The organism is Bacillus sp. S10(2024) (genome assembly GCF_050473865.1).
Lineage (GTDB): Bacteria > Bacillota > Bacilli > Bacillales > Bacillaceae_G > Bacillus_A.
Genome location: NZ_JBFLUR010000002.1, coordinates 1030847 through 1051067, shown reverse-complemented (window position 1 = coordinate 1051067; position 20221 = coordinate 1030847). Strand labels below are relative to the sequence as shown.

At 34.6% G+C, this 20221-nt stretch carries 21 protein-coding genes and 1 pseudogene; 9 read left to right on the top strand and 13 right to left on the bottom strand.

Annotated features, from left to right (window positions below):
- Window positions 1-211: 211 nt before the first annotated feature.
- The 5 genes and pseudogenes from AB1280_RS05470 to AB1280_RS05450 form a co-directional block, all read right to left on the bottom strand.
- Window positions 212-1153, bottom strand: coding sequence for a metallophosphoesterase (locus AB1280_RS05470; RefSeq protein ID WP_429755138.1), 942 nt, complete (start codon window positions 1151-1153; stop codon window positions 212-214).
- A 584-nt stretch (window positions 1154-1737) separates the two neighbouring features.
- The gene (locus AB1280_RS05465) at window positions 1738-2100 is read right to left on the bottom strand and encodes a hypothetical protein (RefSeq protein WP_429755137.1); all 363 of its coding nucleotides are present in this window, start codon (window positions 2098-2100) and stop codon (window positions 1738-1740) included.
- Window positions 2101-2318: 218 nt separating this feature from the next.
- Window positions 2319-2623 (bottom strand): annotated as a pseudogene (locus AB1280_RS05460) (DUF3784 domain-containing protein).
- 455 nt (window positions 2624-3078) lie between these two features.
- Entirely contained in the window at window positions 3079-3648 is a 570-nt protein-coding gene (locus AB1280_RS05455; protein ID WP_429755136.1) for a GNAT family N-acetyltransferase, read from the bottom strand.
- Between the two features lie 12 nt (window positions 3649-3660).
- The gene (locus tag AB1280_RS05450) at window positions 3661-4044 is read right to left on the bottom strand and encodes a VOC family protein (RefSeq protein WP_429755135.1); all 384 of its coding nucleotides are present in this window, start codon (window positions 4042-4044) and stop codon (window positions 3661-3663) included.
- Between the two features lie 119 nt (window positions 4045-4163).
- Between AB1280_RS05450 and AB1280_RS05445 the strand changes: the two genes are divergently transcribed.
- Window positions 4164-4409, top strand: coding sequence for a DNA alkylation repair protein (locus AB1280_RS05445; protein ID WP_429755134.1), 246 nt, complete (start codon window positions 4164-4166; stop codon window positions 4407-4409).
- 49 nt (window positions 4410-4458) lie between these two features.
- Here AB1280_RS05445 and AB1280_RS05440 read toward each other — a convergent pair whose 3' ends face one another.
- Window positions 4459-4593, bottom strand: coding sequence for a hypothetical protein (locus AB1280_RS05440; protein ID WP_429755133.1), 135 nt, complete (start codon window positions 4591-4593; stop codon window positions 4459-4461).
- A 75-nt stretch (window positions 4594-4668) separates the two neighbouring features.
- Window positions 4669-5139 (bottom strand): NUDIX hydrolase, encoded by a 471-nt coding sequence (locus tag AB1280_RS05435; protein WP_429755132.1) that lies wholly within the window; start codon window positions 5137-5139, stop codon window positions 4669-4671.
- 86 nt (window positions 5140-5225) lie between these two features.
- Here AB1280_RS05435 and AB1280_RS05430 point away from each other — a divergent pair, with 86 nt between their 5' ends.
- Together AB1280_RS05430 and AB1280_RS05425 are read left to right on the top strand one after the other, a co-directional pair.
- Window positions 5226-5591, top strand: coding sequence for a PH domain-containing protein (locus tag AB1280_RS05430; RefSeq protein WP_429755131.1), 366 nt, complete (start codon window positions 5226-5228; stop codon window positions 5589-5591).
- Between the two features lie 126 nt (window positions 5592-5717).
- Window positions 5718-6647, top strand: a complete 930-nt coding sequence (locus tag AB1280_RS05425; RefSeq protein ID WP_429755130.1) for an AAA family ATPase — start codon at window positions 5718-5720, stop codon at window positions 6645-6647.
- A 148-nt stretch (window positions 6648-6795) separates the two neighbouring features.
- Here AB1280_RS05425 and ltrA read toward each other — a convergent pair whose 3' ends face one another.
- Entirely contained in the window at window positions 6796-8595 is a 1800-nt protein-coding gene (ltrA, locus tag AB1280_RS05420; RefSeq protein ID WP_429755129.1) for a group II intron reverse transcriptase/maturase, read from the bottom strand.
- A 677-nt stretch (window positions 8596-9272) separates the two neighbouring features.
- On the opposite strand from ltrA, the gene AB1280_RS05415 reads away from it, so the two are divergent.
- From AB1280_RS05415 to AB1280_RS05400, 4 genes are all read left to right on the top strand, one after another.
- Window positions 9273-10400, top strand: a complete 1128-nt coding sequence (locus AB1280_RS05415; RefSeq protein WP_429755128.1) for a DUF58 domain-containing protein — start codon at window positions 9273-9275, stop codon at window positions 10398-10400.
- On the top strand, window positions 10375-11478 hold the full coding sequence (locus tag AB1280_RS05410; protein WP_429755127.1) for a DUF4018 domain-containing protein: 1104 nt from the start codon (window positions 10375-10377) through the stop codon (window positions 11476-11478). The genes AB1280_RS05415 and AB1280_RS05410 overlap by 26 nt, the downstream gene beginning before the upstream one ends.
- Before the next feature lie 316 nt (window positions 11479-11794).
- Window positions 11795-12343: a MarR family winged helix-turn-helix transcriptional regulator gene (locus tag AB1280_RS05405; RefSeq protein ID WP_429755126.1), complete on the top strand. Its 549-nt coding sequence runs from the start codon at window positions 11795-11797 to the stop codon at window positions 12341-12343.
- 110 nt (window positions 12344-12453) lie between these two features.
- Entirely contained in the window at window positions 12454-13656 is a 1203-nt protein-coding gene (locus AB1280_RS05400) for an MFS transporter (protein ID WP_429755125.1), read from the top strand.
- 99 nt (window positions 13657-13755) lie between these two features.
- On the opposite strand, the gene AB1280_RS05395 is transcribed toward AB1280_RS05400, so the two are convergent.
- The 3 genes from AB1280_RS05395 to AB1280_RS05385 all read right to left on the bottom strand — a co-directional run bounded on the left by AB1280_RS05395 (window position 13756) and on the right by AB1280_RS05385 (window position 15513).
- A complete protein-coding gene (locus tag AB1280_RS05395; RefSeq protein WP_429755124.1) occupies window positions 13756-14220 on the bottom strand; it encodes an NUDIX hydrolase in 465 nt (154 codons plus the stop codon).
- Window positions 14221-14300: 80 nt separating this feature from the next.
- Window positions 14301-14942, bottom strand: a complete 642-nt coding sequence (locus AB1280_RS05390; RefSeq protein WP_429755123.1) for an FMN-dependent NADH-azoreductase — start codon at window positions 14940-14942, stop codon at window positions 14301-14303.
- Between the two features lie 100 nt (window positions 14943-15042).
- On the bottom strand, window positions 15043-15513 hold the full coding sequence (locus AB1280_RS05385) for an N-acetyltransferase family protein (protein WP_429755122.1): 471 nt from the start codon (window positions 15511-15513) through the stop codon (window positions 15043-15045).
- Between the two features lie 144 nt (window positions 15514-15657).
- On the opposite strand from AB1280_RS05385, the gene AB1280_RS05380 reads away from it, so the two are divergent.
- The gene (locus AB1280_RS05380) at window positions 15658-16110 is read left to right on the top strand and encodes an NUDIX hydrolase (protein WP_429755121.1); all 453 of its coding nucleotides are present in this window, start codon (window positions 15658-15660) and stop codon (window positions 16108-16110) included.
- Window positions 16111-16336: 226 nt separating this feature from the next.
- Here the strand turns inward: AB1280_RS05380 and AB1280_RS05375 are convergent, their stop codons facing one another.
- Window positions 16337-17248: a DMT family transporter gene (locus AB1280_RS05375; RefSeq protein ID WP_429755120.1), complete on the bottom strand. Its 912-nt coding sequence runs from the start codon at window positions 17246-17248 to the stop codon at window positions 16337-16339.
- A 125-nt stretch (window positions 17249-17373) separates the two neighbouring features.
- On the opposite strand from AB1280_RS05375, the gene AB1280_RS05370 reads away from it, so the two are divergent.
- Entirely contained in the window at window positions 17374-18819 is a 1446-nt protein-coding gene (locus AB1280_RS05370) for a PLP-dependent aminotransferase family protein (RefSeq protein WP_429755119.1), read from the top strand.
- 272 nt (window positions 18820-19091) lie between these two features.
- Here the strand turns inward: AB1280_RS05370 and AB1280_RS05365 are convergent, their stop codons facing one another.
- A complete protein-coding gene (locus AB1280_RS05365) occupies window positions 19092-19895 on the bottom strand; it encodes a VOC family protein (RefSeq protein WP_429755118.1) in 804 nt (267 codons plus the stop codon).
- Window positions 19896-20221 lie beyond the last annotated feature (326 nt).

Genomic DNA, 20221 nt, shown 5'->3' with positions numbered 1-20221 from the left:
TTTAATAGAAACCCTGTCACATCGCCAGCAATTTAAGATCTTATGTCACCTTCTAAATGAAAATTTGGTGTCTTTTAAAATAATAAGACTTATTTTTATTCTTTTAGGGTAATTCATTTTTGTCAGCAGGATCCCCCTAACTACAACCAAATTTTAAATATAGCAAGATTGACTTCATCATATCTAACAAATCTTTCATTTTAACTTAACGTTATGAATTTCTTAATGAAAGGACAGAGAGTTCTGGTTTACTCAAAAAGCGCAAGGGCATTCTTGTCGTTCCAATACCACAATTTACATACAGTTGTAACGGTCTCGTTTTCCCTTGTAATGAATACAATCCTTCTACATATTGATCTGCTAATTTAGTAGTGATGATAGGACCAATAAATGGAAGTTGCACTTGTCCTCCATGACTGTGACCAGATAGTTGTAGATCAACTGGATATGCAAGAACCTCATCTACCGTATCCGGTTCATGCACTAGCAGTATGTTAAAATCTTTTTCTTGTAAATGCTGAAGGGTAGGTTGCACCTTTGGTTTGCCAAGTAAAAAGTCATCAAGACCAGAAATCGTAATATAGTCACCATTGTTTGCCTTGATTTTTGTCGTTTCATTGGCCAAAACAGTAAAACCCGCTTCCTCCATATACTGTTTGTACAAATACCCTCCGCCTCCCCCGCGGTCATGATTGCCAAATACCGCATATTTTCCAAGAGGAGCATGAATTTGTGACAAAATCGTTTGTGTTTCTTTTCTTTTAGAACCATACTCTGCAAACTTATCAATTAAATCACCTGTAAAAACTACAATATCGGGTTTCAGTTCATTTATTTGATCGACTAGCTTTTTTTGCTGCTCATGAGAAAAATTAGGTCCGAAATGTGTGTCTGAAAACTGTACAATCTTTACACCTTGAAATCCTTTGGGAATATTAGGACTTTCGATATCAGTCCATGTAATGGACAATGATTTCGGTTCAAACTGAAACGCATATAAATAAATAGCGATTGGGAAAATGAAGATTATAAGGAAAATGATACATGCTCGCTTAAACTTCCATCGGGACATCCCTCTTTTTGATTGTTTCAAAGAATGGATTGGCTTTACTATTAGTCCATTTTTCTGAGTATATTCTAAACTATCTTTCATACGTCACCTCTGTATTTATCATAAAAAACTACTATTTAAAAATTGTTATAGCATTTTTATGTTACAGGTATTTGTCATTTTGGAGATTCATGTGAAAAAATTCAAATCATTTCTCAACCAACAATCTATCCAAACGTGTAAAGAATAAAAAGTGTGGTATATCTCTTAACAAACAAAACGGAGTTTAACAAAAAGAACTTGTAGCAATCACTACAAGTTCTTTTTAAGAAAACATTAGTGAATAATAGCCTAACTCCCGAATACATAGATCACCAGGGCGTATTGTCGATAAACACCCTGTTCCAAAGGTTTTATCATTATTTTTCCTGGTTCCACTTGGAGATTTAATTATAAAATTCATACAATTAAGACGTGAAATTCATGCAAAAAAGAGCAGTACTATCTGTAGACGGTAAACGTAAAGCAACTCCAAAATATATAATAAGGGTTGATTTTGGAGTTATTTTTTGTTTACTTTACTTTTTTCGGCACTCTGCATCTAGAGGTACCATCAGCATTTTGGAAAAAAACACGCTGGTCAAAAAATACATAATTCACGTTATTGGAAGTACTGACTGTTGGAATTATGGTCTTTTTTCCCGATAAGCTGAAGAATATTCATCAGAAATGCGATAATTTTCTTTTCCTGTTATAGCTGATACTTCCACTAATTTATGACCTATCCAATCCCATACTGCAACTGTATTTAAAGAAACCCATTGGATATTCCCCCGTGCAAGTCGAAAAGAATAATAATCATTGTCTGTTGTGACTAAGACTTCTCTATAAATAATCCTTTTGTTCTTACGATTTTGAATAACTAAAACCAAGTCTAGTTTTTCTTCTTTAGGTATTTGTATAATGCGTGCTATAAACATTTTATTGGAGTTCATCTTTGTTTTGTAAACTTTTTCTGTCTCTATTTTCAGTTCTGGTTTGCCCCTCATAAATTCCCTCCATACTTACTATTTCATAATGATAATTCCTTCTTCAATAACTCTGTACCTTTATTTGAACAAAGAATCCTGTATATTCTATACATGTAAAGTTAACATAACGTAACATCATTGGAATTTAATGTATTTCGAAGACTATTAAAAGTCCTCCAGATTGTTTAACTGGAGGACTTTCATGTTCGTATAATTATCGTTAGCGGAAGTTAAATTTATGAATGTTTATTAATAATATTTCCCCATACAATTACTAATATTGTTCCCAAAACTACTAATATAGTGTAAATAATGGCAACAATATCTCCTATACTCTCTAATCCAAAAGGTAATAAAAAAGTTGCGATTCCTACAACATACGAAAAAACTCCAAATATCTTTGCTAATTTTTTTTATTACCCACAAATGTTTCTTCTTGATAACCTGCAATGAGCCATAGTTTCTTTTTTATATGAATTTGATAACCTATAATAATCATAATTAAAGCAACAACTATACAAGTAATAAATCCACCAATCATTTTACTCCGCCTCCTTTTATAACAAATTTCACCATAAAGAGAAGCATTTTTTCTTTGTTTCTTAACTCTTATCTTGTATATCCTATACATGTAAAGTTAACATAACGTCTCATTATAAAAAGTTGGATATCGTCGAGAATCCTTTTATAACAAGGAATTACCCTACTTTCAGATATTATAAAACATGCAGAATTTTATACATTACCGTAATATCGGTAACGAGTTCTTCATTTTGTAAGCGGTTTTTGAATTCTCGGTTTCAGATATTTGGAAAAGTGTTAGAATAATCCCCTCCAAGTAATAGTGTAACATCCATGTGTGTATGGTCTTTTTACACTGTCTGCCTAAAGAGAATAATATTATATCTAATGCTTTTTTGTTTTTATTTATAATTTTTTGTTAAACCGTCCATTTTATAGGGTACAGTTCAGATTTCAGATTATCTTTTTTCATTTTTACGTGTTCATCGTACCTTGAAGTGATGTTACCCACTCCTCCTGTAGCAGCGAATACATAATCGCATCGTGCGCTACTTCATTTTGAATCATATATTTTCGAAGTAACCCTTCTTCTTTAAAACCTGCCTTTTGTAATAATTTGCGGGATGATGTATTTTTCGGATACACAAGTGCTGAAATGCGTAAATAGTAAAGTGTTTCAAATGCATATTTCAAAATAGCTTGCAGCGCTTCTATTGCATATCCTTTTCCCCAATACGTTTCATCTAATTCATAACCAACTTCAGCTCGTTTATGTTTATTATTAATTAAATGAAAGCCGCACGTTCCAATAAGTTGATCTGTTCCTTTCAAGACAATTCCCCAGCGAAATGCAGATCCTTCTTCATATCTGCTCCTAAAGTTTTTAATAACATTTTTTACTTCTTCAACATTTTGAAACGAATCCATTCCAAAATAACGAATAACAGACTCTTTTGCAAAATAATGAAACATTGCATCTGCATCGACTAACGTTAATTCTCTTAAATGCAGACGATCTGTTTCTAAACTAGGAAACTTCTCCATGCCCTTTCCTCCTCAGTCTAATGAACTGCAAATTTCAATATAATTTCCATCTGGATCACAAATGTAGGAAACGGTTTGCCCCCATGGTTTTGTAATAGGCTCTACTAACACCTTTACCCCATGTTTTTTGAAGTTATGTATCGTTTCCGTAACATCGTCGACCACAAATCCAATTTCAAATGTAGATGATTCCGATAACGCCTTCGGAATTGGTAATCCAGTTAACTCTCGAACATCATCTCTCCTATTGATTGCCAAAATGGTAGAGCCTGTATCAAATTCAATATATGTACCGTGCTCCCCTTTAATCGGTAGCTGTAATATATCACGATAAAAACGAATACAGTCCTCATATTGCTTCGCATATAAAATGATATATTTCATTTGAAGTTTCACATTTCTTCCTCCTTCACATCCTTACTCTATTTGACAAAATACGCAAAAATCCTTTCTAAAATTTCCTCGTGAATAAATACCTTCATAGTTACAAATGCTAACGATGGAGGTGTGTTAAAATGGAACCAATGCTTTGTCCAAATTGTAAAACAAACCGCACACGATTCAACATTATTGAACAATCAGTAAAACCAGTAAAATTAAATCCACAGACTGGCCAAATTGAAGAAGAATATACAAATGATAATATAAGTGCATTTCATATGGCCTACCAAGGTCCTACATATCGTGTACAATGCGCTGCGTGTGGATTAATTGAAAATCCAGAGCAATTTATTAAACCCGCACAAAATCAATCATTTTAGTTTTTAAATGATGGACATATTAACTTATCATCTAAAAGAGAGCCTTCACTTATTTGAAGGCTTTTTCCTTTTGTTCTAGTTTCGCAATAGCTTTAAGAACCACATCTCGATTTTTAGCAGATTGCATCCAAAAAGGTGACCTACTTTCTAACCTTCGATGCTGATTTTTAAAGATTTTTTTCATTAAAAGTGTCTCACCTCTACTACATTTATCTGACATTAACAGGTAGTAAAACTCTATACTGAAGGTAGTTTCACTTTATCTAAAACACCCCTTCTTATTCGAAAGCCAATCTTCCCAAACATCTTCATGCTGTTTCACAAAGAGTGGCGGGAATTCGTCAACTGGAAAATACTTAAGCTCTAATGTTTCTTTGCCATCTGCTTTTAAAGACCCACCTACTGGCTTGCATTGAAAAAAGAATCCGATCGTCTGCGCTTGATCTCCATTTGGATATTCATCGAAATATTTTGTATACACCCCAATTAAGTGTTCAACCGTTACCTTTAACCCTGTTTCTTCATATACTTCACGAATGGCTGTCTCTTCGGCAGATTCACCAAGTTCCATTGCGCCGCCAGGAAACCCCCACGCATTCCTATCTCCTCGTTTTTGCAAAAGTACTTCGCCTTCCTCGTTACAAATAAGTCCACCTGCAAAATTAAGAAAAATCCGTTCAGACCCCACTTTCTCTCGGATGAAACGAATATAATCGCGTTTTTCAACCATAAAACCCCCCCTATTATTCATTACTTTTTTCTAAATCGTACAAACGCACATGATATAATCATAATATACAGAAAGGACTGAATACAATGTCAACATTACAAAATACAGTAAAAAACCTACTTCACAAAGATGAAATGATCCTTTATCACACACAATGTTCTCTATCTTTATTTCTACATAATGGGCCTTCCGTACCGGGAGTAATAGTAATAACAAATAATAGGCTGCTGTTTATATATAAAGAAAAAGACAACTATAATCCTATGCGATATGAAGAATACATTTACGAAAATGTCAAGGAAGTAAAAGAGCATCCTTATTTCTTCAGCTCTCACATCGCGATTTACTTCAACGATGAATGGGTACAATTTCGAGATATTTATGATAAAAATGTAAGAAAACAACTTTGTTCCATACTACAAAAACAAATTACAAGAAGCCCTTTATCCTAGGGCTTCTCATTTTTATATCTCTTCATTAAGAGATGGTCTACATTGTTGTATAACGAAAAATAGTTTTATTTTTCAGAAAATTTTGTTAAAATATTCAAAAAGATTGTACTAGAAAGGAAGAAACAAATGATACATAAATTAAAAGAGAATATCTCTTCTGTTTTTGTTGGAAAAGAAAATGTAATCGATCTCCTTCTCGTTTCTTTATTAGCAGATGGACACGTCTTATTAGAGGATGTACCTGGAACAGGAAAAACATTGCTGGCAAAAACAATTGCGAAAAGTATTGGCGGGCAATTTTCGCGTGTACAATTCACACCTGATGTATTACCGAGTGATGTAACGGGTATTGAATACTTTAATCCGAAAACAAGTGAATTTGAACTGCGTATTGGTCCTGTTTTGACAAATTTATTATTAGCAGATGAAATTAACCGCGCGATGCCACGTACACAATCCAGTTTATTAGAAGCAATGGAAGAAAGACAAGTAACACTTGAAAAGCACTCCACCCCTCTTCCAAAACCGTTTTTCGTAATCGCAACGCAAAATCCAATTGAATCTCAAGGAACATTTCCTCTTCCAGATGCCCAGCTTGATCGCTTTTTAATGACTGTTTCGATTGGCTATCCTACTTCAGAAGAAGAACTTCAAATGATGCGACGTTTTCGAACGAACAAACCGTTAGATGAACTTCATCCAATTATCTCACTAGAAGATATAATCCACGTACAAAATAAAGTAAAGGATGTTCATGTTTCAGAACCTATAGAAAGCTACATTATCAAACTTGCAAATGCAACTCGTAATCATGATTTCATTGCAAATGGAATTAGTCCGCGTGGAACACTCGCTTTAGTGAGGGCAATTCAAGCTCTTGCCTTTTTACGTAATCGCGAATTTTGTACACCAAAAGACGTACAAATCCTACTTCCTTACATTTGGAAGCATCGTATTATTTTATCTATGGAAGGTGCTCTTCGTACAACAAAACGAGAGATTATAGAAGCAATTTTAAAAGAGGTGGATGTACCGGTGGAGATTGAGCAAGCATGAATGGTCAACGTCTCGTCTCCATCCCATTATTATTTCAAACTCATATCATTAGTTGCGATAGGTAAGACTTTGAAGTTATCTCCATCTTTTCCCCCGCTTAGCACTGTACGTGCGACTTTCATCGCATACAGCGCCCCATCTTATCCTTTTATACTAAAGTAACTAGATTACAAACTTTACGAAGTTTGTTTATTTTCTTCAATTGACTATCACTTAGTTGAAGTAATCTCATATATTTTCTAATCGTCTCTACATTTGTAGCGTGTATCAGTCTGTGGACAAATTCATACACAATAATTAGGTTGTTGAATTCATCAGTTCCTCCCATATCTCTTGGTAGTTTATGATGGCAATGCACATCTTCAGCTAGTAAAAAGATTCCTGTGACGGCGCATTTGCCATTTTGCATGGAATATCTTGATATTCTGTTATCTGTGTATTCCACGCTCTGCCCTTTATTGGGGGATAGCAACATCTTCTGCATTTCATTGGCAATGTTACCTTTTAGGCTTTTGATGAGCTTTTGTCTTCCTTTTATAGTGTAGTTGCATATGTCTTGACTGAAACTTTGAGGGAATCTTGTTTGTATGTCCGCTAGTGGATATACATGATTACCTGCTATTTCAAAGGTTCTATAATTATTCCTGTGAGTTCTTTTGTATAATGCATTTGCATTGGTAGGAATCTTATATTTCCCTATTGATTTTAGACGATTAAACAAAGTTTTCGAGAGACGAAAGGCTATTTCAGCAAAGTCTATAGTTACATGTGTTGCAATTTTGTAATAGTTTTTAATGCCAAGCACGTAAGAGTTATAGTCCTGCACTGTTTTCCCTGATGGATTCTTTTGAATTGCTTTAATCCTTATTTTTGATTTTTCAAGGATATCCTTTTTCTTTTTCTCGCTTACATGTGTGTTTGCCACATATCTTTTGCGCTTTTTAACGAATTTAATAGAGAACCCCAGAAAATCCGAAGATTTTCTTTTTAGGTTAGTTATAGTTGATTTTTCATTAGATATGTTAAGGTTTAATTGATTCTCGAGATAACCTTCCACTGCATGGAATATTTTAGTTGCAGATTTGTGATTGTTTGTAAATATTTTAAAATCATCTGCATACCTAACTATATACATTCTCTTCAATTTTGTTTTTGATAGATGATAGTTTTTATTTGGTAGTGTATATGGTTTTCTTGTTTTGATATTATCCCACTGACTAGATATCCACCAATCTAGGTCATTCAATACAACATTACTTAGTAATGGGCTTAGAATTCCTCCTTGCGGAGTGCCTTTTGTAGGAATGCCTTCTCCTTTGATTGGTGCTTTTAACATTTTCGAGATGATTGTCAGCACTCTTCTATCAGTTATACCTATGTTATATAGTTGTTTTAGTAATTTGGAGTGGTTTACGTTGTCAAAGAAACCTTGTATATCAATATCAACTACGTGACTATATCCCCCACGGTTCATCAAGAATTGACACCTAGCCATCGCATGATGTGTTGACCTATTGGGTCTAAACCCATATGAATGCTTGTAGAATTTTGCTTCGCATATTGGCTCTAGAATCTGTTTGAACATTTGTTGAATCAATCTATCTCTCATTGTAGGTATTCCTAATGGGCGTTTCTTTCCATTTGGTTTGGGTATTTCTACCCTACGTACCGCGTTTGGTTTGTAGTCTATAAGAGCATTTCTTATGTTATCAACGAAAGAATCTACGTCTTTCATTTTATAATGGTCGATTGTGATACCATCTGTTCCTTCAGTTTTAGAGCCAGTGTTAGCCTTTATGTTTCTATATGCCAGTAGAATATTTTCTTTTGATATGATGTGTTTATATAAATTTATTCCTTTAGTAGCATTGTTTTTGCTACGTTGATATAAATCATCGAACACTTTTTGCATATCGTAGTATTCTGCATGTCGTAATGTTGTACTCACCGATGTATTAAATCCCCTTTCTTACGAAAAGTCCCATCATCTTACTCGATCCTGTGAGTTACATCTAGTTAATTTAGTTTTCAAAGAACAAGACTAGGGACTATCCCTCCACATTTGTTACATGCTTCGTCGGTACTGTGTCCCCACCTTCACAAGAATGAAGTATTTTCGGTTCGTTAGAACCTTATATACACCTGTCTGTTAGTAGACGTTAGTGACAGTTTCTTGCTTACCACGTTCCGATTGACTTAGCTATACATATATCCTTAGGTGCTTGCTTTAAGCCTGTTATCTTTACATCCTCATTGTTAGATGTTCCGAATTTCATATTAATTACTCTTACTTTTCGGTAGATAACGTCGTCATTGACGACATACACATTTCTAATGTATTAAGCGTTTAGACCCGTACATTCGCAAGTTTGCCAGTCCATTTGGACATTCTCACCATAGATATTTTGTAGCATCCCGACCTATCCATTACCATATGATTTCTCACTTAGGTTTTGTTCAGCCGACTTCACCTAGCTTCATACAATTTATGACTACTATCACGCCTTGCATGTAGGAGTATCAGATAAGTAGTTTCAGCTCAACCTGACGGCTTTCATTCCTACTTTCAGTCAATCAGTTGTTGTTATCAAATTGATAACCCTCCTATTTCGTGTTTACACACTTATGAGGAAACGTGTCGCACAATTAACGCTCCCGATTGCACTGTTGTTCACATTTTTTTTACCGCAGTCATATATCGTATATCTGATGCTGTTTTATTATATATTTTCTTTTTTTATTTATCGGTATGTCACTTACATAGAAGACCACTTTCAAATTATGAATAAAAAACAAACAACAAGATTGTTTCCTGAAGAAAACGGACAACTATCCGTTGCGTTACAAAATGAAGCAAAATTACCGCTAGTGAATGGGAAATGTTTTTTTCATATTAATCCGTCGCTCGTTATGCAGCCAAGCGATGGTCTAGATCAAATATCAAAAACGCTCTTTTCTTTCCCATTTTCACAACGTGCTCGCTCACAGAATATATGGGATTTATCGTTCACAGCGACAAGGCGAGGCGTTTTCCAAATTGAACAGTTTGAATGCATCATTGGTGATCCCTTTAACATCATTCAAGCTCATTTACCCGTTATGCATAAATTAAAAACAGAAATTATTGTCTATCCTAACCCGAAGCAAGTTGCGGGGTTACAAGAAATACAGCAACTATTACTAGGCACTTACAGAACAAATTTTTCTTTTTTTCATGATGAAACGTCAATTGTCGGAGTAAAACAGTATGAAAGGGAGTCATTTCGTTCCATCCATTGGAAAGCATCAGCGAAAATGCAAAGCTTACAAGCAAAGCAATATGAAGCTGTAAAAAATTATAGCTGGACCATCTGCATATCCCTTGCATCAGAACGAGGAATTGGATGGAAAGAAAATATAGAAGACTTGATTTCCTATGCGACATACATTTGTCAAATTGCAACAAAAAAGAAAATTCCCTTTGAATTATTTATTAGTATTTTAGCAGAAGATGGGCCGCTGCACTTGACACTAAATGAAGGTCCCATGCATTATGCAAAGGCATTGGAAGAACTTGCACGTATTTCAGAAGATAACACATTACTGCCGAGAGAGGGTTTTCTGCATTATATGATGCGAAAAAGAGTGAGGTCGTCTACGATGTTTTTCCTTGGCATCCTTAAACATAATATCCCTCATACAATGCAGCCAACATATATTGTTCACGATGAAGGAGTGGTGGAACAGCTTGAATACATGGCTACGGTACGTTAATGATTTTATTCTTCTTCTCCTTCTCTCTTTATTAACTGAAAAAGGAGAAATTGTACTCATTATTTTATTTCTGCTAGTTAGTCATATTTGTTTACTACCTATTTTGAAGATTGGACAAAAGAAAAAAACATGGTTCGTAGCACTATTCATTCTACAAATCATTGTTTGCTATTCATTGGCGTTATTTTCTTCAATAAGTTCCGTATTATTACCGTTTTTCTTTTTTCTTGTGTATGCAAAAGATGATGTTTCACCATTTCATAAATTATTAGGAGCATTTCTATGGTCCTTTTGTTCGATTCTTCTCCATATGCAACTTCCAAACATATGGGAAATAGGATTACTTATTTTGCATACATTCCTAACATTATGGATTACAAGTTTCAATCGGAACCAACAAATGTTGCGTTTATTCTCAATTACAGCTATTGGGATTATTGTCTTATTATTCATCCCTTTACTCTCTTACGTACGAACTGGTATTACTTATGCCCTTCAATGGATTGCTTTAGGATTGGGATATATATTAAAACCACTATTTCTAGCAGCTGAACGGAAGCAGACAGACGTTTCTTTAAATAGTAATTTGACGCAAGGTAATTTGGTGCCTCCACCGCTTCCAGGAAATGAATATAATCCTTTCATTATCCAATGTATTACCATCTTGATTATTGTAGTTATTGCGATATATGTGATTCGGAAACTATATAAAAAGCGTCATGAAATCCCATTTGGGCGTATGTCTTCCTATGAACCTATCGTTGTTGGTCCAGAACAAGAAAATATACAAAAACGAAACCGAAAGTTACGACCACCAAATAATGCAATTCGCAAAGAAATTTTTAAACTTGAAAAAAAATTAAAACCGCCCTTAAATCGGCAACGTGGTGAAACAGTAGAACAGTGGATGGAAAGACTTGGAACTGAAGAAGACATATATATTCAGTCCAACATTATTATAGAAGCATATAGTACTGCCAGGTATGGAGAGAAAGAAGATAGCACCCTTCTTCAGCAATTCAAAACAGAAGCGCATACATTATATAACTACAAAAAGGTAGTTAATAAGAAAAAATAATATAAAAAGCTTTCAAGACTTCCATGAAAGCAATGTAAAAAATAAAGGAGAGTATGCATTAGTCATTTACAACATGTGCTCTCCTTTATTTTATTAAGTGAAAACTGCCATCATTATTTTTTTGGCTTATTGCTGTCTAAATTTAGAAATTAAGATTTAATCAAAACATGCTCTAATTTATTATCTTTCTCCTTCTAAAATAACAGCCCCTAAAAAAAGGATGAATTTCTCTACAATTCCTCTTGCGTAATTCCTTTCTGGTAGTTAGAATAGATTATAGTTAGGTAATCTAATCAAAGGAGTAGACATAACGAAAATGCGTAAGAACGGAAAAGGAACATATTCAGATGATACCTTACCAAAATTGGGTATTCACCCTTATTTAGACCTTATTAATCACTCTGCATCATCAAGTACAAACCGTAATGATGCCTCTATGGGCTTAATCATGTTATGGTTAAGCGATAATATCTTAGATGTAATGGATCAAGAATTAGCTCACTTCGGGATTACAGAAAGCAAACTTGATTTGCTAATCTTAATAACTCTGCATGATAACAAAGTGATAACTCCTTCAGCAATAGCTGAACGTTTAGGAATTAGGCGGGCATCTGCAACTTCTATGATTGATTGGTTGGAAAAAAGAAACTTTGTTACACGAAAACCCAGCTCGTTTGATCGTAGAAAAATCCATGTCAGTATTACCGAAGAAGGCCGTACGTTTGTTGAAAAAGTATTGCCAACATATTGGTCCGTTTGTGCCTCTATTTTTGATGAATTAGATCCTACTGAGCGCCAAGTATTTGAGAAAATCATCAAGAAATTAAATGAAAATATGCAAGTACGACTTGGAATTGGGCGATAAATAACAATTAACAGCTACCTATCCAAAGCGATAGTAGCTCTTTTTCGACCATTTAATTAGGTTATCTAACTATAAGTTAATATAATTAAAATAAAGGTGAAGGTGATTTTATGATCGCGATTGATTTTGAAAAACAGCACAACTATAATCTTATGACACTCATATTATGCTGGACTGGAATGGTTGTTATGTCCAGTTTATATGTAAGTATCCCACTCATTACCATGTTTAGTGATAATTTTCATGTTTCTCTATCGCAAGCAGCTAAAACTTCTAGTATATTTTCAATAGGTTTTGCTAGTGGATGTTTTATTTACGGTGCGATTTCTGAAAAATATGGCCGCAAAAACATTATATGCATTGGACTAATTTCTTTAAGTGTCATTTCATTACTGCTTGGAATGGTTCATTCTTTCTCATATATTGTTGTATTAAGAGGTCTACAAGGTTTAGCTGCTGCAACATTTTCACCAGTAGCGTTAGCGTACACACTAGAAGTATTCCCTAACGAAAGAAAGGTTGGTGCTGTTGGTTTTATTAGTACAGGATTCCTCGTTGCCGGAATCGTCGGTCAAGTGTTTAGTGCTTACGTAAGCCAACAATTTCATTGGCAATTTGTTTTTTACTCCCTTTCTGCAGTTTATATTCTTACTGCATCAATAGTGTTCTGGTTACTACCAACAAGTATAAGTCATAATCAAAAGAAAAATATTTGGGAGCCAATGAAGCAACTCGGCATTGTCTTTACTAATAAAAATCTAATATTTAGTTATGTAATAGCGTTTGTTCTACTCATGTCTTTCGTTAGTATGTACACCACCTTAGGACAATATTTAACTAATCTACCTTTCCAAATGAACAATCACGAACTTCTTTATATTCGTTCATTCGGGGTCCTAGGAATGATATTGTCTCCACTAGCAGGTAAATTAGCAAAACGTTTTAGCGTACTGTTTGTACTTCGGTGGGCGCTACTTCTCTCCATTTTCGCCCTAGCTTCGATGGGCTTTCTTACAAACATATTCTTTTTAACAGTAATGAGTATAGTCTTTGTAAGTGGCATTGCACTCTCCGTACCTTCTTTAGTTTCTCTTGTTGGTCAATTAGGAGGTAAAGCTCGTAGTATTGCAATATCAATGTACACAGTCATTTTATTTACCGGAACAAGTTTTGGTCCAATTATCTCTTTTACATTTATGAAAGCTTTCAGTTTCACTACGACGTTTATTCTACTTGCAGCCATACTCGGTCTAGGCTTACTTGCAGCGTGTTTCGTTAAGCATGAAAACTTACCAATGGCTGAAGTGAAATAAGGAGATTTCCGCTACTTTTAATATGTAATGGGTCATTCCATCACGTAAAAAAGAGGATACCTTTATATCCTCTTTTTTATCATACATTTCCCTATTTCTTTACGTTGTCACAATATGTTCCACACACTCAGGTAAATGTTTTAGCTTTGTTTTTAAAAAAGCCGGTTGTGTATGAAAAAGATGCAGTTCCTCTATTGGTACCCATTGAAATTCAAACTCTCGCCCGCCATCCTCTCTTATGAAAGAACCCGTTTTCGGAATCGAACAATCTTCTAAACTTGTCTCGTAGTAAAAACATATTTCATGAAATTTATGGTTGTCATATGTAAAAAACTTCTCAACAACCCATAGTAATCGTTTTATATTTGCAGCCACTTCTAGTTCTTCTCTTAACTCTCTTTTTAAGGCTGTTTCACTATTTTCAAGCATTTGAACCCTTCCCCCAGGTAAACACCAAAAGCTATCTCCCTTCCCGCGATGAAGAAGAACTCTTCCATTTTCTATACATACAGCTGCTACGCGATAATTAAAACGTTTCCCATTATCTGCAAAAACAATATCCATCCCGATTTCCTCCCCATATCTATCTGACAAATAAAAAACCCACAAATTCCATTATAAGAAATTTGTGGGCTTTTTTCTAATTATTCCGCAAATTTTTTTGCAATTTCTCTCGCTTGTGCAATTGCTTTTTCTTTAATATTTTCTGCTTCATTCGGCATTTGATTCATACCTTCTACAAAAATAGATTGCACATCTGTAATTCCAACAAAACTCATAATGGCCCGAAGATAACGATCTCCAAATTCCATTTCTTTTGCTGGTCCTTCTGAGTATATACCACCGCGTGCTTGAATATGAACGGTCTTTTTACCAGATAACAAACCAACAGGACCTTCTGCTGTATACTTAAATGTTTTTCCTGCAATACAAATTGTATCAATATACGCTTTCATAAGCGGTGGAAAGCTAAAATTCCACATCGGTGTTACAAATACATATTTATCCGCTTCTACAAATTGATCTGTTAATTTATTAATTGCAACGACCTTATTTTGCTCTTCTGCAGAAAGATTTTCAAACGCTGTCCCTTGTTGTAGCTTTCCCCATCCACTAAATACATCAGCATCAATGTAAGGAATATTAGTTTTATATAAGTCAAGTTCAATAATTTCATCATTTGGAGCCTCGCTACGATATACCTCTAAAAAAGCTTGTCCAACTGATAGTCCATATGATTGATCTGGTGTTTTTGGATTTGCAGTAATGTATAAAACTTTGTTCATTTGCGATCTTTCCTTTCGAAATATAATTTCAACCCTCCTTATATTTCCTTTTATATTGATTTTTATTAAAAATTTTATATCGTTTTGCTACTTACATCACTTATATATACTTTACAAATAACACTCGACTTCCACCTTTTCCATCATAGTTTGTATGTACAGACACTCCCTCTATTTCATCATCTCCTCTTTCAATATCAAATCCAATCTCACGATGAAATTGAATAGATTTTTTGTTAACCGGAGATGTTATTGCTTTTACAACGTGACGACCATTGGAACGAACTGCATCAAAAAAAGAAGAATACAATGCCGATGCAATTCCTTGTCTTCTAAATTGCGGATTCACACCGATAAAATGAACGTATGCTTCATCTTTAAAAGTTTGCGAGAAAAATCCACATAAAAATCCGGCAATTTCATTGTCTATTTCAACAATAAAACTAGTTTCTTGAAAATGAACAAAAAAGAGCTTTGGCAGCATATCCGCCATCGGTCTCCCACCCCACCAATCATTAATAACAGAATGAATTGTAGTATAGTCCTCAGACCTAATTTTTCTTATGTACATATGTCATGTCCTCTCTTTTTCCAGTTATACTTATGTTATTAAATATTGAGATGCATTTTCCTTTTTAACTAAAAATTCATTTTTTCAGATTCCTATCATCATATGAGATAATTCAATTAAAACAAATGAAATTAGGTGAAAAACATGCACATAAAACCTTCTTTTGGCGAGAAAAAGCAACATATAGAATACATCTCACGACCAAGCTCTTATGCAATTATTTTTAATGAAGATACTAGTAAAATAGCCGTTCTCCAAAAAGGAATAAGATACTTTTTACCTGGCGGTGGAATAGAAAATAATGAAACAAAAGAAAGCTGCTTACATCGTGAACTATTAGAAGAATTAGGCTGGGCAATTGAAGTGCAGCAGTATATTGGAAATGCTGAGCGTTACTTTTATGCTGAAAAAGAAGGCGTTTACTATTTAAATGATGGATATTTTTACATATGTAGCAAAACACGAGAAAAGCATGTGCCTAAGGAAGATGACTATATCCTGTATTGGGTATCTTCTTCTGAAGCACAGCAGTTGCTTGTTCACGATCATCAACAATGGGCTGTGAAGCAAGCAACGTTAGTACACAAACAAAAATAATTACTTTTTCCGGCTCTTTTATTCCACAAAAAGTAAGTTTAATTTTATTGTAACTACTCATCATTTAGAAGTTTGGTAAGGAGTATAATTCCAGCGAAAATACGCTTACCTATGGTACTCCTTCCATTATATTACTTCCTGTTCATTTCCTTCAATTCAAAAAATTAAAACTCTTTTCTAAACACAAAAAAATGACCACACCTCTCACGGTGTAGTCATTTCCATACTAACTTATCTTCTTTAATTTAAATACTGGCTTCTTCACTGTTCCTTTTTTCACAACATATAATCCAGCGAAAATAACCAATCCACCGAACGACTGTATCATGTTTACCTGTTCGCCAATCGTTACGGCTGCAAATATAACAGCGAATAACGGAACAAGATACATATAAACCATTACTTTTGTTGAACCAATTTTACTAATTCCAACATACCACATTGCAAGTCCAAAGATTGTCGCAAAACTAATAGAGTACCCTAATGACCCCCAGCTTAACATGTCAGTTGGCCACGCTAAAGAGCCGACATTTATAAAACAGTAAACTACAAGTGGAACAATTCCTACCAAAGTCGACCAGGCAGTTACGCGCATTGCTGAATATTTCGTAATAAGCGGCTGTGCCAGAATCGGATACCAGCCCCACGCAATCGCTGCAGCTAATCCAATAAGATTTCCAATCCACGCATATTCATATGCAGACTGATTCGTATGGCCTGTTAATAACACAAGTGCTGCTCCGCTAAATGACAGCAGTGATCCAACTTGGATTTTTAAAGAAAAGCGTTCTTGTTTATGTAAGACCGCTAAAATCCCCGTAAAAATCGGTGACATTGCAATCAATAATGAAGCGTTCGTCGCAGATGTATATTTTACGGAAAGCATAAACAGTGTTTGATATAAAGTAGTCCCTACAATACCCACCGTCAAAAGTCTAAGCCAGTCTTTTTTCTCGATACGTAATGAGCGTTCCATAATAAAAGTAATTAGCAATAAAACTGGAGATGCCACTAAAAAACGCATACTATTAAATTGAAAGGATGACATATATGCCACTCCATATTTTCCTATCGTATAGTTTGCTCCCCATACTAAAGCAACTAACATCAGGAGCACTTCCATTTTCCTTTGTTTCATCAAAACCTCTCCTTCCCTCATTAAGGATAGTAAAATTGGCCCAATGAAACACCATCCAATTGGCTGTTTTTTTACCCAGCCAATTTGCTATAATGGTTTTAATGAAAAAAAAGGAGACGCTACAAATGAAATGGACATTAGATACTGATAGTAAAATTCCAATTTATCAACAAGTTGTTGATTATATTGAAAGACGTATTTTGTACGGTGAGCTTCCACCTGGCAGTTTTCTTCCGTCAGAACGTATGCTAGCAGAGCATCTCCATGTGAATCGAAGTACAATTACGACAGCCTATAACGAACTACGTGCAATGGGAATTGTTGAAAGTACGACCGGAAAAGGAACGCGTGTCAGCACACATATGTGGGGCGTATCACCAAAATTCACACCGAATTGGAGAGGGTTTGTAGAGGGCGGGACATTTTTACCTAACTTACCACTTCTTCGTTATATTCGTGAGCAAGTGCAGCAAAATGAAAGTATCATTGATTTTGCTAATGGAGAACTTGGATGCGATTTGTTTCCGCACCAGCAATTACAAGCAATTTTACACGAACAACCGTTAACACAATCATTAAGTTATGATCATCCACAAGGCTTTCTACCATTACGACAAACTGTTGCTACATATATGAAGGAGCATTTACAAATTGATGCAACAGAACAATCGATTATGATTACTTCCGGCGCCCAGCAAGCACTGCATCTTATTGTGCAATGTTTATTAAATCCAGGTGATGCAGTAGCATTTGAAAGTCCATCGCATTGTTATTCGTTGCCTCTTTTCCAATCGGCTGGCATTCGTATTTTCCCATTACCTGTTGATGAACACGGGATTAATCCCGATGATGTAGAAGAGCTTTACCGTAGACATCGGATTAAAATGATTTTCTTAAATCCAAATTACCAAAATCCAACCGGAACGCTTCTACATCCAAAAAGAAGAGAAGCTCTGTTATCTTTATGTGCAGATTTACGTATTGCGATTGTTGAAGATGATCCATCTAGTTTATTAACATTAGAAAAGAAAGAACAAACATGTTCAACCTTAAAATCAATTGATACAAATGGAACAGTCATTTATGTTCATTCCCTATCGAAAATGATAGCACCAGGATTACGAATCGGTTGGCTCGTTGCTCCTCAATCCGTTGTTGAACGCTTATCAGATGCACGACATCAAATGGAATTAGGCTTAAGTATTTTCCCGCAATGGCTTATGCAGCAATTTTTTGAAACCGTTCCGTTTGAAACACATTTACAGCAACTACGTTCAAAGTTAGTACAAAAAAGAGATGTTTTAATAGATGCATTGCAACACTCACTTCACGAAGAACTCTCATTCTCTATACCAAGAGGGGGAATTTATATATGGGGAAAATTACATCAACCTATCAATGAAAAACAGTTAATTATACAAAGTTTAAAACAACAAGTTTCTTTTATGCCCGGCAGTATTTTCGGTGCAAAAGATGGTTATATTCGTCTATCTTATGGAAAAGTAGATATAAATCACATTACTGAAGGAGTCTCTCGTCTGCAACAGGCGATTCATTTGTCTCGTATATAAAAGGTTAATCTATCTCCTTTTTCCTTTTTAAAATAAAATAGTTATTCAAAAAGATGGTATGAATTGTAATTTCACACCATCCTTTTATTTGTATGCTCTATAATGAAAGAAAGAATATTCCAATATTTCATGTGTAAAAAAGGGAGGCTATATGTAAACATTCGCATTCCGAGATTAAACAACTTTATTATCTCTAAACAGAAAGCAAACAAATTACCTAGAAATACAGTATGTATCTGTACTCTAGGTAATCTTCATTACCTTAATACCAGCTAAAAGATGTACATACCATTCCATATATGACTTACTCTCATATTTTCTTCATTTCCTTCAAATTCTATCGCAAATGGTACCTCTCCGTTTTTCGTTAATTGATTTTGGACGATTCCATTCCCTATAGGTTCGCAAAATTGAATTGTTATTTTTCCTAGAGAAAAACTTTGAGTTATTGCATTCCAGTTCTTATTTATTTTCAGTGGACTCATTTCAATTTGCAGTAAATCTTTCCAGCGCTTGCTTATTTCATTTACATTTGTAACAGCGTAGAACACTGATTTCATTTCTATTATTTGATTGTTATGAAGCGATATTACTCCTTTTTTCTGTAAATCATCCCTTCTTTTTTCATTCGATTCACTCCACTCAATGAAAAATGGAAATCTAGGACCTTCTTCTTCTTGTTCAATAAACAGCATTTTCCATTTCAAGAGTGTGCCGTCATCCCTCATCCGTTTCCCTTCCAATGGACCATTTATGTGAAATCCCTGTTCTATCAATCTCTCAGCAAGCACTTCCATATGTTCTGTGCGTAGCGCAATTTGAAGCATCCCTTCTCCTTTATGCAACTTTTGAACAACTTGTTGAATAAGTGGATTTTCCGATTGGTTTGCAATTTCTTGATTTTGCACCGCCAAAAACTCAATATACGCTAAATCAAAATAACATAAACTATTATGTGTCCCCCAGTTCGGATGTTCTCCTCCTTGGACTACATGAAATCCGTGTATTTTCATTTGATTGATTACCTCAGCTGGAGAGCATGGAACGACATGAACAAGATGATCAAACTGTAACATCTCCTCACCACCCTTATTTTTATCCTTTTAGTGTATTACTTTTCAATTGTTCTTTTCAATTTAAATTTTCTGAAAACTAGATAATTCATGCTTATCATATTGAAAAAAGTAATTGGAGGACTAAAAGATAATTTAGGTTTAACACGATACTTCTTGAAATTAAGATAATCATTTTAAATAGATTTGTCGAAAAATTTTTTCTGAATTTTCTATTAATTTAAAGGTTTTTTTGAAACACGATACGAAACTATTGTATAACCTTTTTTATCAGAGAGTCACTTAATACATACTCTTTTAGGACCGGGATGAATTTCGAAAGCGCTTTT

Excerpts from the sequence above, each read along its gene's own strand:
- AB1280_RS05470 (WP_429755138.1), bottom strand. The coding sequence starts at position 1,153 with ATGAAAGATAGTTTAGAATATACTCAGAAAAATGGACTAATAGTAAAG.
- AB1280_RS05465 (WP_429755137.1), bottom strand. The coding sequence starts at position 2,100 with ATGAGGGGCAAACCAGAACTGAAAATAGAGACAGAAAAAGTTTACAAA.
- AB1280_RS05455 (WP_429755136.1), bottom strand. The coding sequence starts at position 3,648 with ATGGAGAAGTTTCCTAGTTTAGAAACAGATCGTCTGCATTTAAGAGAA.
- AB1280_RS05445 (WP_429755134.1), top strand. The coding sequence starts at position 4,164 with ATGGAACCAATGCTTTGTCCAAATTGTAAAACAAACCGCACACGATTC.
- AB1280_RS05440 (WP_429755133.1), bottom strand. The coding sequence starts at position 4,593 with ATGAAAAAAATCTTTAAAAATCAGCATCGAAGGTTAGAAAGTAGGTCA.
- AB1280_RS05435 (WP_429755132.1), bottom strand. The coding sequence starts at position 5,139 with ATGGTTGAAAAACGCGATTATATTCGTTTCATCCGAGAGAAAGTGGGG.
- AB1280_RS05430 (WP_429755131.1), top strand. The coding sequence starts at position 5,226 with ATGTCAACATTACAAAATACAGTAAAAAACCTACTTCACAAAGATGAA.
- AB1280_RS05425 (WP_429755130.1), top strand. The coding sequence starts at position 5,718 with ATGATACATAAATTAAAAGAGAATATCTCTTCTGTTTTTGTTGGAAAA.
- AB1280_RS05415 (WP_429755128.1), top strand. The coding sequence starts at position 9,273 with ATGAGGAAACGTGTCGCACAATTAACGCTCCCGATTGCACTGTTGTTC.
- AB1280_RS05405 (WP_429755126.1), top strand. The coding sequence starts at position 11,795 with ATGCGTAAGAACGGAAAAGGAACATATTCAGATGATACCTTACCAAAA.
- AB1280_RS05400 (WP_429755125.1), top strand. The coding sequence starts at position 12,454 with ATGATCGCGATTGATTTTGAAAAACAGCACAACTATAATCTTATGACA.
- AB1280_RS05395 (WP_429755124.1), bottom strand. The coding sequence starts at position 14,220 with ATGGATATTGTTTTTGCAGATAATGGGAAACGTTTTAATTATCGCGTA.
- AB1280_RS05390 (WP_429755123.1), bottom strand. The coding sequence starts at position 14,942 with ATGAACAAAGTTTTATACATTACTGCAAATCCAAAAACACCAGATCAA.
- AB1280_RS05385 (WP_429755122.1), bottom strand. The coding sequence starts at position 15,513 with ATGTACATAAGAAAAATTAGGTCTGAGGACTATACTACAATTCATTCT.
- AB1280_RS05380 (WP_429755121.1), top strand. The coding sequence starts at position 15,658 with ATGCACATAAAACCTTCTTTTGGCGAGAAAAAGCAACATATAGAATAC.
- AB1280_RS05375 (WP_429755120.1), bottom strand. The coding sequence starts at position 17,248 with ATGAAACAAAGGAAAATGGAAGTGCTCCTGATGTTAGTTGCTTTAGTA.
- AB1280_RS05370 (WP_429755119.1), top strand. The coding sequence starts at position 17,374 with ATGAAATGGACATTAGATACTGATAGTAAAATTCCAATTTATCAACAA.
- AB1280_RS05365 (WP_429755118.1), bottom strand. The coding sequence starts at position 19,895 with ATGTTACAGTTTGATCATCTTGTTCATGTCGTTCCATGCTCTCCAGCT.